Consider the following 16,231-nt stretch of genomic DNA (forward strand, 5'->3'; position numbering starts at 1 on the left):
TCATGAGGATTTAATCGACTATACAATATATCAATGTTGTCTTTCAGCCCATTCCGAACGACGTTTATCAGGTAAAGGCTTTACTGAAAAATCTTCAAAAACGGCTTCAAACCCCGTTCCGTCGGGAGAGGCAGCCATTAATCCTACTTGTACGGGAATATTGTCCTGCAAATAGCATGTACGCATCATGGTATATTCTTTATCGTCGTATGAATAAAAAACTTCAACAGCATCGAGCCTGCGCACTGCTTTTATCCAAATAAAACGAGGTGCATTTTCGAGCTTTATTACACTCCAGTCACTTGTTCCATGAGTAACCACCGTACTTATATTCTGATTTCCACTGACAAATTCTATTCCCGTTTTTATCCACTGCTCTTCGTTTACCCTTATCATCAGGCCCATCTGATCGAAATTCGTTTTGTAATCTCCCTTTATTTTAACTTTGGCTTCGAATTCTCCTCCATATACCGCATAGTAAAAAGGGGCATCATCAACCGTAAAACCATAATGTGTAATGCGCCAATAATCCGTTTTCGGAGTTACATACATCTTAAACGTTTTCGCATTGGGAATACTCCATTGCGCAGGCTCGTTAAACCAATTCATTTTTTCGAGTTTTTGGGCCGAAACCGTAAAAGTCGTCATCATTAATATCCCAAAGGACATTGTCACCCATTTGCATCTTTTCATTTTCATCTTATTAAATGGTTATAATTATTTCGATATATATCCTAAATTCCGTGAAATCATCTCTGCGCACCCCATGATTTTCAGGGCTACCTCTTTTATATTTTTCTCTGGCAACCGACCCGATGGACCGGATGTCCAGACACAGGCAACCGCTTTACCCGACTGGTTGAATACAGGTGCTGCAATACAATGAACACCCTGCACAGTCTCTTCCAAATCCGAGGCAAATCCCTCTTTTCTAATTTTTTCCAGTTCCTTTAAAAAAACCTCGGGATCAGGTAAAGAACATGAACCGTCGTATAATGCTTTTATATTTCTCAATTTTTCTTTTATTACATCTTCCCCAGAATAAGCGAACATGACCTTTCCCGGAGCAGTAGAATATAAATTAAAACGCATACCTGCTTTTAAGGTAAAAACAAAATCATACGTTCCGGTAACTTGTTCGAGAAGCACGGCCTCATTTTCACCCATCGTTCCTATCATGATACTTTCACCCAATTCATCACGCAATTTCTTCATATACAAGATAGAACGGTCAATTATGTCCGTCTCTCCCAATGCCGTCAAACCGAGTTGAAGCAATTTTCGGGAAAGAAAAAATCGATATTCGTTCCTATCACGGCCCAAATACCCTTTTTCATATAAAGTACACGCTGTCTTATAAACCGAAGTTTTGGGATATTTGAGCTTTTCCACCATTTCCTGTACCGTTAACCCCAAAGGATAATCCGATAAAGTCTCTAATAACTCCATCGCTTTAGCAACCATAGGAACGCGATATTTTTTCGACTCTTTCATTTACATATAGAAATAATATTTCTAAATAGAATTACAAATATAAATAAGATATGATTTATTGAAATAAATAAATCAATAAAAAATAGAATAAGTAACACTAATTAACCCGATAAGTTAAAAATGTAATTATGTCTAAACGCTAAAAAAAATTCATATCTTTGATCAGATACTAACCGATGAGACCATCATCGATAAAAAATACCCCAATTATGAAAACCGATCTTTACACAAAGTCTATTCTCACAATCATTGCCATTTGTCTGATAATTTTAATTGCACGCGACTACAATCTTATTACTCCGGCAAATGCCAATCGGAACCTTGCCAACATACCTCAATACGATCAGATAGTCGACGTACGCATAGTGGGAACAGGCAACTATACCGAAATCCCTGTAAAAATTGCAAATAACAACACTCCCTTACCCGTAAAAATTCAAGGAGTCGATTTCAGTATAATGAATGCCTTACCGGTAAAAATCGCTAATTGAAAAACTTACTATTCATCCATCAAATAGAATTCCGTTTTAAACACTGAAAAAGCGGGAAAAAATATGATCCTAACCTTAATACAAATAAGAAAAAAACGATGATAGCAACGACACGATCATTCAATCACCAATTTATCGATCCTCGTTTCGATGATCCTATGGATCTTGTCGGGTGGATGGGTGCAATACAAGCACAAAATTATAGCATGGCCAAATGGGCTATCGGCTCCCGATTGCAATCAGGATCACTTAATTCTGTGAATGAAGCAATACGGAAAGGAAGTATTTTACGCACCCATATTTTACGTCCAACCTGGCATTTCATCTCCGCCGAAGATATCCGATGGATGCTTAAATTATCCGGTAGCCGTATTAGAAAAGCTTATGAATCATTCGCCAGAAACTTAAATATTTCAGAAAAAGAATACATGATCTATAACAATACGATCATAAAATTACTCGAAGGCAATAAAAGTTTTACAAGACAAGAAATATGTGAAGAACTAAATAAGAAAGGTATTAAAATAAATGACGCCCACGCCCGATATTACATTATTCGTGCCGAAACAGACGGTATTCTTTGCAGCGGTGAAGATAAAAACGGAAAACCTTCTTATGCTCTACTCGATGAACGTGTTCCCGTTTCTCATTCATTCGATTATGAGGAAGCTTTGGGCATACTGGCAAAAAAATATTTTAAAAGTCATTCTCCGGCAAGCCTCGAAGATTTCGTATGGTGGTCGGGGCTCACGACAACCGATGCAAAAAAAGCGATCGATATCATAAAAAACGACCTTACAAAAATCCACACGGAAACGGAAGACATGTATGTATATCATAGTAACAATTGCAAACAAACATCCTGTGAGTATTTACATTTACTGCCCTCATATGACGAACTGCTTATCGGATATAAAAGCAGAACCCCTGTTCTCGAAGAAAAACATTATTCTAAAGCATTTAACCGTTTCGGAATTTTTTACCCGGTTATACTCCTAAATGGAAAAATTATCGGAAATTGGAACAAATCGGTAAGAAAAAATAAAATAGAAATCGACGTAGCTTTATTTGATCCGGAGATTAAAATAAGCGACGAGCTATTAAATAAGGCCCGGCATAGATACATCGATTTTATAAACAAATAAATTGATCGCCGAGACTATAAATAAAATCTCCCACCGTCATTGAAATGCACCCTAAAAGTTGGACACAAAACTTTTAGGGTACACTTCACATTGATAATTCCAACAAGGGATTTTATAATATTTATGTATTTATTTTTTATACCATTCGATAGATTTATCACCCTCTACCCATTTAATAAATAAAGGATATTCGGAGTCGATACGTTTCATTTCCTCAGATACCTTAAAATTCACAATAGGAATATTCATGGCAAAAGGGAAATTACCTCCCGTAACATATTTTTTAGCGAACTCGGAATATCCCTTCTGATTTGCCTTTGCGGTAGGTTTCATTTTAGTGAGATGCACCTCTTTCGAGCGATCTCCATCTACAAATATAAACGGATTAAAAGGAACGATCAACTCATCTTTATCTGTTGGTTCAATATCGAGATCGACATTGAAAGTCCTCCCTACTACCATAGCATTATTATCGAACAAGACGATATCTTTTACATTATCCAATGGATATTCTGATGCGTCGATAACTCGTGCAGTTATCGACGCATTATCTATTACAAATCCAAATCCTGATCTTTTAGTTCCTCCGTCATAAACAGGAGTAAACTCACAATGCAGTTTTTCAGTTTTATTATTTTTCCCGAAATATTTTGAGATCTCATATTCTACAACAACATCATTCATATCATAATCTCTTCATAAGGATAAAGATCTTCAAATAATAATGTTCCCGATACCGTTTCTTTCTTTGTCACATTATCTTCGTCCGGATCATCCAGATCAGGAATATCCTCATTATCTACGGCTTTAAAAGGATTTGCTTTTACAGAGAAAAGAACATCGTTAAAATCTTTATCTCCGAAACTGAGATACCAATCTTCAAAACCGAATATCAACAATTCGTTCCCCTTGTCACGAAATAATACATTATGGTTCTTTTTATCCAGATTTAATGATTTAAGAGAATAAAATGTAGGAGCATTCCAAATATCTTTTTGATATATCGCCCAACCTACCGTTACACCGGCCGGAAAACGTTCTGTTCCTTGAGGATGTGCATCATCATAATATTTCAGCCTCACAGTAGTACCACTCCTTAATCCGGCAGAATATTTCATCTCGGGAAATACAGTGATCAATTCAGCTCGCGGCACCCAAAAAGGTTTCTTTCCGGTCGGATAATAAAAATATGCCAATGTATTATTTCCATTTGTAAACTCATATACAATATTGCATCGATAGTACAATCCTCTGTAACAACGATATTGGTATTTTCGAGTTTTACTTTCGAAGTATTATTTTTTCCTTCAGGTAATGTCGCCTCTATTTTAGAAATAAGATCATAAGGCAACTCCGTATAATTGTGCCCCCCAATTCCACGCGAGAGGTATTGTTTATATCTACCGTGAGTCCCGAAGTACTTATCTTTGTTTGTACCAGTCCCGGAATACCGATTGCATCAGTATATACATATACCTCCTTATTTTTTAAGGCTTCAGGAATTTCCATACGACTGTTCAACACACCTTTCTCATCGGTATAGGCACAATAAACAGGTGTAATATCCTTTTTATTGCTATACTCATCGAGAGGATTTTCCGTAAACACTTCGACATAGGCCTGCCTTCCGTAATTTAAACGAACAGGACACGCATAAGTCGTTTTAAAATCAAAACTTTCTTGAATCTTTTTACGAATAGAATCTGTGGAATTTTCCAATCCGAATTAATCTCAACAACTCACTGCTGCAACCAGAACGGCTGCATAAATCAGACACCTTAGACACCTTTTCATAGATATTTAACAAAAAATTATATTACAAATATAATACAAGAAGAAACATATTTGCACAAATACTGTGTTTGGAATTAATTATTTAATACAAGTAAACATTTTTATTTTTATACAATCAGAAACGTTTGGTATACCGATGACAATAAGGCTCCTTTCCGTTTTTATCGTAATACCCCTGATGATATTCTTCGGCTTTCCAAAACTCAGATGCAGGAGTTACTTTCGTAACGACATGATATCCTTTTTTATTAAGAATATCGATAAGTTTTAAGGCCGTTTCCTTTTGTGCAGGAGTAGTATAAAATATTTCAGACCGGTACTGATTTCCTATATCAGGTCCTTGACCATTCGCTTGTTCGGGATCGTGTATTTCGAAAAATCGTTTAGCAAGCGTTTCATAACTTACTTTAGAAGGATCGAACACGATACGTACCGCTTCGGCATGACCTGTATTTTTTGTACATACGTCTTTATATGTAGGATTCGGCATCGTTCCTCCAATATATCCCGATTCGATGGAAATTACTCCCGGGATTTGTTCCATCAGATGTTCTACCCCCCAAAAACAGCCTCCGGCAAATATTGCCGTTTCTGTCTTTTTCTCTATATTGATTTTCTCCAGCGGAGTAAATTCGAGAGATATGGAATTTACACAATGGCGCGTATTTTTCGAAGTAAATCCTTCTCCGGTAAAAACATGTCCCAAATGGGCCCCACATTTAGCACATATGATCTCGGTACGGCGGCCATCAGCATCGGGTACACGCTTAACTGCACCTTTTATCTCATCATCAAAACTCGGCCACCCGCATCCCGAATCGAATTTATCATGCGAGCGGTACAGAGGTGTTCCACAGCGCTTGCAAGTATATGTACCATCTTCATTAAAATTATAATATTTACCGGTATAGGGAGCTTCAGTTCCCTTATTTACAATCACCCGTTCTTCCTCTGGAGTTAACTTTTTCATATTCTGAGCATATGTACAATTAAACATTCCGATTAATATAAGTACCAAAACAAAACACATTCTGATATCCATCGATTTATTCATATCCAGTATTATTACAACTCAATTAAGTTCTCGATCTAAATTAAAAAATAATTCAACATCCTGTATCTGTTTTCATCATAAAATATCAAAAAAAACTCCTGTAACCTTACAGGTTACAGGAGTTTATATAAAAAAGAAAAACAATTTTTATTTTGCGTTCTGCTCTACACTCACTGCAATAGCTACGGTAGCACCTACCATAGGATTGTTACCCATTCCGAGGAATCCCATCATTTCTACGTGAGCGGGAACCGATGAAGAACCGGCGAATTGAGCGTCTCCGTGCATACGCCCCATCGTATCGGTCATACCGTAAGAGGCCGGACCGGCAGCCATATTATCAGGATGCAAAGTACGTCCGGTACCGCCACCGGATGCTACAGAGAAATATTTCTTACCGTTTTCCATACATTCTTTTTTGTATGTTCCGGCAACCGGATGTTGGAAACGGGTAGGATTTGTAGAATTACCTGTAATCGATACATCTACACCATTTGCACGCATAATGGCAACACCTTCACGTACATCATCTGCGCCATAACATTTCACTTTAGAACGCAAACCATCGGAATATGCGACCGACTGTACTTCTTTCAATTCACCTGTAAAATAATCGAACTGAGTTTGTACATACGTAAAACCGTTGATACGGGAAATAATCTGAGCGGCATCTTTACCCAATCCGTTCAAAATAACACGCAAGGGTTCTTTACGTACTTTATTGGCCATTTCGGCAATCTTAATAGCACCCTCGGCAGCAGCAAACGATTCGTGGCCCGCCAAAAAAGCAAAACATTTCGTTTCTTCACGCAGCAGACGAGCGGCCAAATTACCGTGACCGATACCTACTTTACGATCATCGGCAACAGAACCCGGGATACAAAAAGCCTGCAAACCGATGCCGATCGCTTCAGCTGCATCAGCAGCTGTTTTGCAACCTTTTTTAATTGCAATAGCTGCACCTACTACATAAGCCCATTTCGCATTTTCGAAACAGATGGGCTGAGTTTCCTCACACATTTTGTAAGGATCGATACCATAAGCATCGCAGATAGATTTTGCTTCTTCGATGTTTTTGATACCATATTTATTTAAAACCGCGTCAATTTGTTTGATACGACGGTCGTAACTTTCAAATAAAGCCATATTGATTGTCTTTAATGGGTTGTTTACTAATAACAGTTATTATTCCTGACGCGGATCGATATATTTAACGGCATCTTTGAAACGGCCGTATGTACCTTTTGCTTTTTCGATGGCTTCATTAGCATCAATGCCTTTTTTCACCATATCCATAAATTTGCCCATGTGAACAAATTCATAACCGATCACCTGATCATCTTTGTCGAGAGCCATACGAGTACAATAACCTTCCGCCATTTCAAGATAACGAGTACCTTTAGCTAACGTACCGTACATTGTACCTACCTGACTGCGAAGACCTTTACCTAAGTCTTCGAGACCGGCACCAATGGGAAGACCGCCTTCTGAGAAAGCCGACTGAGTACGACCATAAGCAATCTGCAAGAAAAGCTCACGCATAGCAGTATTAATTGCGTCGCAAACGAGGTCGGTATTCAAAGCTTCGAGAATCGTTTTTCCGGGGAGAATCTCAGAAGCCATGGCAGCCGAGTGGGTCATTCCCGAACACCCGATAGTTTCTACCAGTGCTTCCTGAATGATACCGTCTTTTACGTTCAGAGTCAGTTTACATGCACCTTGTTGAGGAGCACACCAACCCACACCGTGAGTCAAGCCTGAAATATCGATTACTTCTTTGGCTTTCACCCATTTTCCTTCCTGAGGGATAGGAGCGGCACCATGATTAGGGCCTTTTTTTACAACACACATGTGTTCTACTTCGTGTGAATAGATCATAATTCGCTCTTTTTATTTTAATGAAAACTTAAAGCCTTATTTTGTTAAGCACCGCAAAGTTAAGTATTTCTCCGGTTTGTCAATAAACTTTTTATACGAATTATAGGATTATTTACCTATTTTTTATCGAACAAAATTGAATAACGGGTGTTTCGCATCGATTTGTTTCATACTTTTATTGAAGCTGCTGTTTGTATTATACAGAAATTATACCGAAATTTGTGCGGCTAAAAAAACAAACCAGTAATTTTATTATTAACACAATAACATTTTCGAAAATGAAAAAAAGCGCTCTGCAAATTGCCCGCGCAGCCTATCAGCCCAAATTGCCTAAAGCACTGAAAGGCTCGCTGACTGTAAAAGAAGGTGCTCCGACAGAATCGGTAGCCGACCAGCAAGAGATTAAAAAGCTATTCCCCAACACTTACGGAATGCCCGTTCTGTCGTTTGTAGAAAGCAATGAGAAAAAAAACGTACCGGCCATCACTGCCGGCGTAATTCTTTCCGGAGGACAGGCTCCCGGCGGACATAATGTAATCGCCGGACTTTTCGACGGATTGAAAGCTCTTAACAAAGACTCTAAACTATACGGATTTCTCCTTGGCCCTGGCGGACTTATCGACCACCAATATATCGAACTTACCGACGAAATCATCGACGAATATCGTAATACAGGAGGATTTGATATTATTGGTTCGGGACGTACAAAACTCGAAACAACCGAACAATTCGATAAAGGTCTCGAAATTATAAAAAAACTGGGTATTCAGGCCCTTGTTATTATCGGTGGCGACGATTCTAATACAAATGCCTGTGTATTGGCCGAATATTACAAACAAAAAAATACAGGAGTACAAGTTATCGGTTGCCCCAAAACTATCGACGGCGACCTGAAAAATGACATGATCGAAACTTCTTTCGGTTTCGACACTGCTTGTAAAGTTTATTCCGAAGTTATCGGAAACATTCAACGCGACTGTAACTCTGCAAAAAAATACTGGCATTTCATTAAGCTCATGGGCCGCTCAGCTTCTCACATCGCACTGGAATGCGCTTTACAAACACAACCCAACATTTGTATTATTTCAGAAGAGGTAGAAGAAAAAAATATGTCGCTCGACGATGTCGTAACTTATATCGCAAATATCGTTGCTACCCGTGCCGCTGAAGGGAACAATTTCGGTACGGTACTGATTCCCGAAGGCCTTATCGAATTCATCCCAGCAATGAAAAAACTCATTGCCGAACTCAATGACTTCCTGGCCGCCAATGGCGCAGAATTTGCCATGATAAAGAAATCGGAACAACGTAATTATATCATTAAGCATCTTTCTCCCGAAAACTCGGCAATTTATGCCAGCTTACCCGAAGGCGTAGCCCGTCAATTATCTCTCGACCGCGATCCTCACGGAAATGTACAGGTCTCTCTCATCGAGACAGAAAAACTACTTTCTGAAATGGTAGGTAAGAAATTAGCCGAATGGAAAGAACAAGGAAAATATACCGGAAAATTTGCCGCACAACATCACTTCTTCGGATACGAAGGACGCTGCGCCGCTCCTTCTAATTTCGATGCCGATTATTGTTATTCACTCGGATATACAGCTTCTATGCTAATCGGAGAAGGTAAAACAGGATATATGTCATCGGTACGCAATACGACCAAACCTGCCGAAGAATGGATTGCCGGAGGTGTTCCCGTTACCATGATGATGAATATGGAACGTCGCCACGGAGAAATGAAGCCTGTGATTCAAAAAGCTTTGGTAAGACTCGATGGTGCTCCTTTTAAATTCTTCGCCGCTAACCGCGACGAATGGGCTAAAAATACTTGTTATGTTTACCCAGGCCCTATCCAATATTTCGGACCGACCGAAGTTTGCGACCAACCGACCGTAACATTGAAACTGGAAGCCGAAGGAAAATAATTTTCTTACCGTATAAGTTTAAAAAGCCGTTTCTTTTGAAACGGCTTTTTTATATATCCTCCCGACTGCATCAAATAAAAATGCGGAGAATAAGATATTCTCCGCATTTTTATTTGATGCATCTCACAGATTATTATCCGTACCGATCGATCGTACGAATCATCATTGTAATTTATTCTTCACGACCATGACAGTTCTTATACTTCTTACCGCTTCCGCAAGGGCAAAGATCATTGCGTCCCACTTTAGGGGCTGCTTTCATAGGTTCGGGCTTACGTATCTGTTGCTGTCCCGCAGCAGCTTGGCGGTTAGCACTCTGTTGATCCATTAAAGGGTCTTTTTGAGCACGGTATCTACTGTAATCCTGTCTCTTTTCAGGTGCGGCTTCACGTACTTGTTCCGGTTCCCTCACAGGAATCTGTCCTCTCATAAGTATAGCGATAGTCTTACGGTTCATCGTTTCCACCATTGTTTTGAACAATCCGAACGATTCGAGTTTAAAAATCAATAAAGGATCTTTCTGTTCATAACTCGCATTCTGTACCGACTGACGCAATTGGTCGAGATCCCGCAAGTGTTCTTTCCATGCATCATCGATCGCGTATAATAATATCGATTTTTGGAAGGCTTTGTTTATAGCTTTAGACTCGGTCTCGTATGCTTCCTTCAGATTACAAGAAATCTGATACATCCGTTTTCCATCGGTTATAGGAATAAGTATATTCTCATACCGCGAGCCCTGTTCTTCGTAAACTTGCTTAATAATCGGATTGGCAACCGTAGCCATATAATCGATTTTACGTTTAAAGGCTGCCATAACGGCATCGTAAAGACGATCGGTTAATTGTTCGTTTTTTTCGCTTTTGAAATCGGTAGCCGTAAAAGGCATTTCTATCGCAAAAGTTTTAAAAATATCTTCGCGTAAACCTTCATAATCTCCCGACTGAGAATACTCCTCGACCAAAGATTGGGCGGCATCGTACATCATATTCATTATATCTATGCCGATACGTTCTCCCAATAATGCATGATGTCGTTTGGTATAAATTACCTCACGCTGAGCATTCATCACATCATCGTATTCGAGAAGTCGTTTTCGAATACCAAAGTTATTTTCTTCCACTTTACGCTGAGCCCGTTCTATCGATTTCGAAATCATGGAATGTTCGATCATCTCACCCTCTTCAAATCCAAGACGATCCATCACTTTAGCGATACGGTCCGAACTAAACAAACGCATCAGATTATCTTCGAGGGAAACATAAAATACCGATGATCCCGGATCTCCCTGACGTCCTGCACGTCCTCTCAACTGCCGATCGACACGGCGCGACTCGTGGCGTTCCGTACCGATAATCGCAAGCCCTCCGGCAGCTCGCACCTCGGGAGAAAGCTTGATGTCGGTACCACGACCGGCCATATTGGTAGCAATAGTCACCGTTCCCGACTGGCCGGCCTGTGCTACAATCTCAGCCTCACGTTGGTGTAATTTGGCATTTAAAACATTATGCTTGATCTTACGCATGGTAAGCATTTTACTCAACAATTCCGAGATATCTACCGAAGTCGTACCTACCAGCACGGGACGACCGGCATCGACCATTTTTTGTATCTCATCGATCACAGCCGTATATTTTTCTCGTTTAGTTTTATATACACGATCGTTCATGTCGATACGCGCAATCGGCTTATTAGTGGGTATCGTTACGACATCGAGTTTGTATATATCCCAAAACTCACCAGCTTCTGTTTCAGCCGTACCGGTCATACCGGCAAGTTTATGATACATTCTGAAATAGTTCTGTAAAGTAATCGTAGCAAAGGTTTGAGTCGCAGCTTCTACGGTAACCCGTTCCTTGGCTTCGATAGCCTGATGCAAACCGTCGGAATAGCGACGACCTTCCATAATACGTCCGGTTTGTTCGTCTACAATCTTTACTTTATTATCTATCACTACATACTCTTCGTCTCGTTCGAATAAGGTATATGCTTTCAACAACTGATTAACGGTATGTACCCGTTCTGCCTTAACAGCATAATTCTGCATCAGTTCGTCTTTCTTTATCTGCTTTTCTTCATCGGAAAGCCCCATGTTCTCGAGTTCGGAAAGCTGTGCTCCGATATCCGGCAATACAAAGAAATTCGGGTCATCGGAATTTCCGGTAATCATGTCGAGACCCTTATCGGTAAGTTCGATCGTATTATTTTTTTCATCAATAACAAACAACAACGGATCGGTAACTTCCGGCATGTTCCGGTTATTTTCCTGCATATAATAAGCTTCGGTTTCGAGCATTAAAGCTTTTATCCCCGGTTCACTGAGATATTTGATCAAAGGGGTATTCTTAGGCATTCCTTTGAATGAACGGAAGAGTAACATCGCTCCTTCTTTACGCACATTCTTGTCTTCCGATGCAATTTTCACCTTTGCATCAGACAACAATTTCGTCGTATATGCTCGTTGCGCTTTCACCAAAGACTCTACCTTAGGACAAAATTCCTCGAAAAGTTGGTCTTCACCCTTCGGTACGGGGCCTGAAATAATCAAAGGAGTACGGGCATCATCGATAAGTACCGAATCGACCTCATCGACAATTGCGTAATTATGCTTCCGCTGTACTAAATCTTTAGGAGATCCCGACATATTATCACGAAGATAATCGAACCCGAATTCGTTATTGGTACCGAAGGTTATATCGGCATTATAAGCATCCCGTCGCTTTTCGGAATTGGGTTGGTGTTTATCGATACAATCGACAGACAAACCATGGAACATGTATAAAGGTCCCATCCATTCCGAGTCACGTTTGGCAAGATAATCGTTCACAGTTACTACATGCACACCGTTCCCGGTAAGCGCATTCAAGAATACCGGCAACGTAGCCACAAGGGTTTTACCCTCACCGGTAGCCATCTCCGCAATTCTGCCTTTATGCAGTACGACCCCTCCGAATAACTGTACATCATAATGTACCATATCCCAGGTAATTTCATTACCTCCTGCCATCCAATGATTCTGATAAATGGCTTTATCGCCTTCGATATGCACAAAATCGTGATGTGCCGCCAAATCACGGTCGAAATCATTAGCCGTTACTTCAACCGTTTCATTCTCGGCAAAACGACGGGCGGTATCTTTTACCACGGCAAATACCTCAGGTAAAACTTCATCGAGAACTTTTTCGTATTTCTCAATAATATTTTTCTCAATTTTATCGATTTCATCCCAAGCAGACTCTCTTTTTTCAAAATCAAGAGCTTCTATGCTATCTTTCAAGTCAGCAATTTTTTTTCGGTCTTCGGCCACAGCATCTTGAACACGTTTTTTCACGTCGTCGATACGGGCACGTAATGCATCATTGCTCAGTTCTTTTATCTCAGGATATACCGCCTTTACTTTCTGAACATAAGGATCGATCTCCCTCAAGTCTCGCTGCGACTTATTACCGAACAATTTTTTGAGAACTTCATTAAATCCCATAATATATTTATTTATTTTTACAATTAAGACAAACAGCTACGACACTATATGCACCGTAACGATTTAATTTCATAAGATACAGTGATTTTACCCGCTAATCAGAAGAAACATAGATAATATCATCGCGGGTTTACGGCATTACCTCACTTCGGGCAATGCCGTATCTTTAGCCGCATTCGGAGAACGAATACGGAGTATACGAGCTACAGTTGGCGCTATCGCCGTAATTTTAACCTGCCGTACAACGTGCTGAGGTTTCAGATCGTCACCAAAGAAAAATAATGGAGCCGGAATTGCATTTTCACGTACATATTCCCTGTGATCGTTTACGTCCTCGTGCACGATTTCCCATCCGGGCTGTATTTCAATTAAAAGATCCCCTGTAAATTTACGATGCGAACCACGACGAATCGCCGCTACACGGTCGTTCCAGGTACCATGAAGAAACTGGTGGGATGTAATTACATCTTGAACACCAGTCATTTGTATGAGAAACTCGGCAGCCTTTAGCTGTATATCGTCGAGAGATATTTGTTGATCGGTAATCAATTTCCGATTCAAAAAAATCTGTCTGTTGTAATAACCCTCTACCCAATCGCCCTGGCCATAAATAGCCATCAGGTACATATTTAAAAGAGCTGTCGCACGATTAGGATAAAAGTCGCCGTTGGGTATACCAAAACTTCCAGCTTCGCGAGCTTCTCCGCTATAACAACCGGTTGAAGTAAGGAAAATAACCGTATTTTTCAATCCCACCTTCTTATCGATCGCATCGAGCAAATTTCCTAATGCACGATCGAGACGTACATAAGTATCTTGCATTTCGAGACTATATTCCTGAATACTCTTTCCCCTGAAATTTGCAGCAGTATAACCGATATTAAGCATATCGGGGAAAAGTCTCTGTCCGAACCCGGCATTGTCGATAAATGTAGTTGCCAGCCGTGTCACCTCTTCATTCACCAACCCGCTGGCTTTAAAAACGGCATATTTATCGTGTTTATATTTTGAAAACTGATGCTTAAACAAAAAATCCTGACTGAGATACGGCAGTGCATCATACCTCGATACAGGCAGCATAGGCACCCAGCTCATCGTATCTATTCGTACCGATAAAGCTTCGACACGATTGACATTATCTACATAATAAGGAATATCTTCATAATAGGTAGTAGTCGCCCATTTCCCGTTCTCCTCATTTATCCAGAAAACGGAATTCGCAGCATGTCCCCCACTAAGAATAGCCTGTTCCATCGAAGGAGCTATCGCATACACCGAACTTCGCCCGTCACTGGCGATTTTCAGTTCATCGGCAATAGTAGATGTCAGTAAATTTTTAGGAGAGACCGTTTCGTTGGTAAAATTACCCATTTTGCCAAGGTCGAACAAAATCGATTCGGTTCGTTTTCGGTCGACATTATATATGGTTTTTCCGGTTATCCCATTATAAAACGGGTAGGTCCCGGTATAAACAGAAGCCGTCGCCGAAGCAATATCGGGAAAAGGAAAATCGTAAGTAACATTTTCATAAACGACCCCTCCATTCATCAATCGTTTAAATCCTTTTTCTCCGAACAGGTGCATCATGGCTTCCAGATAATCGGTGCGCAACTGATCTACCGTGATGCCTACCACGAGACGAGGCATTTCAACCGAAACCTGAGCCTCCAATGGTGCAGCCATTAAAGCCAGAATCAGCGAAGTGATCAGTTTATTCATCGTTTTATCTTTTCTCGACATTTTTTCTCTTTATTTTTCCCCTCGGTAAGATACGATAATATTAGTTAAAGACCTAATAGCCAATACCAGTACCAAAGGAATAAACGCATTATTCATTTTTTGCGGAAGCCAAGCCCAACCGACCAGCAAGCACAAAAGCACCGCAAAGTTAACAAAATGATAATAAAGCACGACCTTTTTCAGTTTTTTTACCCAAACAATCACCGGTAAAATTAATAATAGAGGATTTACCCAAAATATCGAATAATTAAAATAAGTGGCTGGGTGCGCAGATACAAACATCAGGAAGGCTACAATACAACCAGCCAGCCCATAAACAGTAAACACGACCGTATCGATTATGCGAAATGTACGGTGTCGAATTATCTCATATATCGAAATACCTAAAATAAGTATAAAAAAAGCCCAACAACACACTTGTGGGGAAAAAAACGTTCCGTTCGATTCTATAAACAAATCGGACGATGCCGGTAAAATCTCCTCAACCGAAGAAACAAGGGGCCTTATACTATCTTGAGAAACAATAATGGATGCCTTAGAAAAGGCTTCTTCGAGAACCGACGGTAAAAACATTTCTTCCTGATAGGTAATAGGTCGGTCGAGAGGTTCTCCTAAAGCCAAATCGATTCCGAATGTCAACCACTGATCTGTAAAAGTGCAATCGTGAATCATCGTCCTGAATGTTGTCTTTTCAACGGGCTCCTCATAACGAATCTTCCCTTGTATATTTTTCACAATAATATCCCGAGGCCGTGTGGCACAATTATCATATAAAAAATTATACCGATAAACCCGGTTTTGGGGTAGATTATTTACGGCCAACGCTCGTAAAAGATCTTCTTTTTCCTGTCGGGATAAATTCAGTTCCAATTCTGTTATTCCGCTATTACGCATTGCATAGGCAAAAACAAAATCAGAAAATGAAGTCACACCCATCATATAATCGGTTTCTCCCTTAGTAAAACGATATATAAAATGAGGTGCATCGTAATCGAAAAGACCATAATGAAAAACTAAGTCCATTTCAGGAGAAGGTCCTTGAACACGAATACCGCTGTGTCCGAACAATTCGAACGACCTCGGACCGGGTGAACAAGTCAATAAACTGACTCTCAAAGAGTCTTCCCGAGCTCCATAAGAAAACGGAATCGCTAAAATCAAAAATAAATATAGCAATAATGGCTTCATTTGTATATTATTATCTTTTTAGTTACAGTATTTCCCCT

At 40.0% G+C, this 16,231-nt stretch carries 14 protein-coding genes; 3 read left to right on the forward strand and 11 right to left on the reverse strand.

The features are described 5' to 3' along the window. Positions 1-30: 30 nt before the first annotated feature. Positions 31-693 carry a DUF1349 domain-containing protein gene (locus NMU02_RS05020; RefSeq protein ID WP_435522017.1) on the reverse strand — a complete coding sequence of 221 codons (663 nt, stop codon included), beginning with the start codon at positions 691-693 and terminating at the stop codon, positions 31-33. 24 nt (positions 694-717) lie between these two features. Continuing rightward, positions 718-1,494: an IclR family transcriptional regulator gene (locus NMU02_RS05025; protein ID WP_255026257.1), complete on the reverse strand. Its 777-nt coding sequence runs from the start codon at positions 1,492-1,494 to the stop codon at positions 718-720. Between the two features lie 209 nt (positions 1,495-1,703). Between NMU02_RS05025 and NMU02_RS05030 the strand changes: the two genes are divergently transcribed. Continuing rightward, positions 1,704-1,985 (forward strand): hypothetical protein, encoded by a 282-nt coding sequence (locus tag NMU02_RS05030; protein WP_255026258.1) that lies wholly within the window; start codon positions 1,704-1,706, stop codon positions 1,983-1,985. 98 nt (positions 1,986-2,083) lie between these two features. Next, positions 2,084-3,130, forward strand: a complete 1,047-nt coding sequence (locus NMU02_RS05035; protein ID WP_255026260.1) for a winged helix DNA-binding domain-containing protein — start codon at positions 2,084-2,086, stop codon at positions 3,128-3,130. Between the two features lie 129 nt (positions 3,131-3,259). Here NMU02_RS05035 and NMU02_RS05040 read toward each other — a convergent pair whose 3' ends face one another. The 6 genes from NMU02_RS05040 to NMU02_RS05065 all read right to left on the reverse strand — a co-directional run bounded on the left by NMU02_RS05040 (position 3,260) and on the right by NMU02_RS05065 (position 7,856). Next, positions 3,260-3,814, reverse strand: coding sequence for an LruC domain-containing protein (locus tag NMU02_RS05040; protein ID WP_255026262.1), 555 nt, complete (start codon positions 3,812-3,814; stop codon positions 3,260-3,262). Next, entirely contained in the window at positions 3,811-4,326 is a 516-nt protein-coding gene (locus tag NMU02_RS05045) for a DUF4114 domain-containing protein (protein ID WP_255026263.1), read from the reverse strand. The genes NMU02_RS05040 and NMU02_RS05045 overlap by 4 nt, the downstream gene beginning before the upstream one ends. 127 nt (positions 4,327-4,453) lie before the next feature. Next, the gene (locus NMU02_RS05050; RefSeq protein WP_255026264.1) at positions 4,454-4,849 is read right to left on the reverse strand and encodes a DUF8469 domain-containing protein; all 396 of its coding nucleotides are present in this window, start codon (positions 4,847-4,849) and stop codon (positions 4,454-4,456) included. A gap of 190 nt (positions 4,850-5,039) precedes the next feature. Then, a complete protein-coding gene (locus NMU02_RS05055; RefSeq protein WP_255026573.1) occupies positions 5,040-5,954 on the reverse strand; it encodes a bifunctional methionine sulfoxide reductase B/A protein in 915 nt (304 codons plus the stop codon). A gap of 171 nt (positions 5,955-6,125) precedes the next feature. Further along, on the reverse strand, positions 6,126-7,124 hold the full coding sequence (locus tag NMU02_RS05060; RefSeq protein WP_255026266.1) for a GGGtGRT protein: 999 nt from the start codon (positions 7,122-7,124) through the stop codon (positions 6,126-6,128). A gap of 39 nt (positions 7,125-7,163) precedes the next feature. Beyond that, on the reverse strand, positions 7,164-7,856 hold the full coding sequence (locus NMU02_RS05065) for an iron-sulfur cluster assembly scaffold protein (protein ID WP_255026268.1): 693 nt from the start codon (positions 7,854-7,856) through the stop codon (positions 7,164-7,166). 278 nt (positions 7,857-8,134) lie between these two features. On the opposite strand from NMU02_RS05065, the gene NMU02_RS05070 reads away from it, so the two are divergent. Continuing rightward, the gene (locus NMU02_RS05070) at positions 8,135-9,784 is read left to right on the forward strand and encodes a diphosphate--fructose-6-phosphate 1-phosphotransferase (RefSeq protein ID WP_255026269.1); all 1,650 of its coding nucleotides are present in this window, start codon (positions 8,135-8,137) and stop codon (positions 9,782-9,784) included. Between the two features lie 172 nt (positions 9,785-9,956). Here NMU02_RS05070 and secA read toward each other — a convergent pair whose 3' ends face one another. The 3 genes from secA to NMU02_RS05085 form a co-directional block, all read right to left on the reverse strand. Then, positions 9,957-13,265 carry a preprotein translocase subunit SecA gene (gene secA, locus NMU02_RS05075; RefSeq protein ID WP_255026270.1) on the reverse strand — a complete coding sequence of 1,103 codons (3,309 nt, stop codon included), beginning with the start codon at positions 13,263-13,265 and terminating at the stop codon, positions 9,957-9,959. Between the two features lie 138 nt (positions 13,266-13,403). After that, complete coding sequence (locus NMU02_RS05080; RefSeq protein WP_255026271.1) at positions 13,404-14,984, reverse strand: alkaline phosphatase family protein; 1,581 nt, start codon at positions 14,982-14,984, stop codon at positions 13,404-13,406. Positions 14,985-15,014: 30 nt separating this feature from the next. Further along, the gene (locus tag NMU02_RS05085) at positions 15,015-16,193 is read right to left on the reverse strand and encodes a lipoprotein N-acyltransferase Lnb domain-containing protein (protein WP_255026273.1); all 1,179 of its coding nucleotides are present in this window, start codon (positions 16,191-16,193) and stop codon (positions 15,015-15,017) included. Between the last annotated feature and the right edge of the window lie 38 nt (positions 16,194-16,231).

Source organism: Coprobacter tertius (assembly GCF_024330105.1).
In the GTDB taxonomy this organism is placed as follows: domain Bacteria; phylum Bacteroidota; class Bacteroidia; order Bacteroidales; family Coprobacteraceae; genus Coprobacter; species Coprobacter tertius.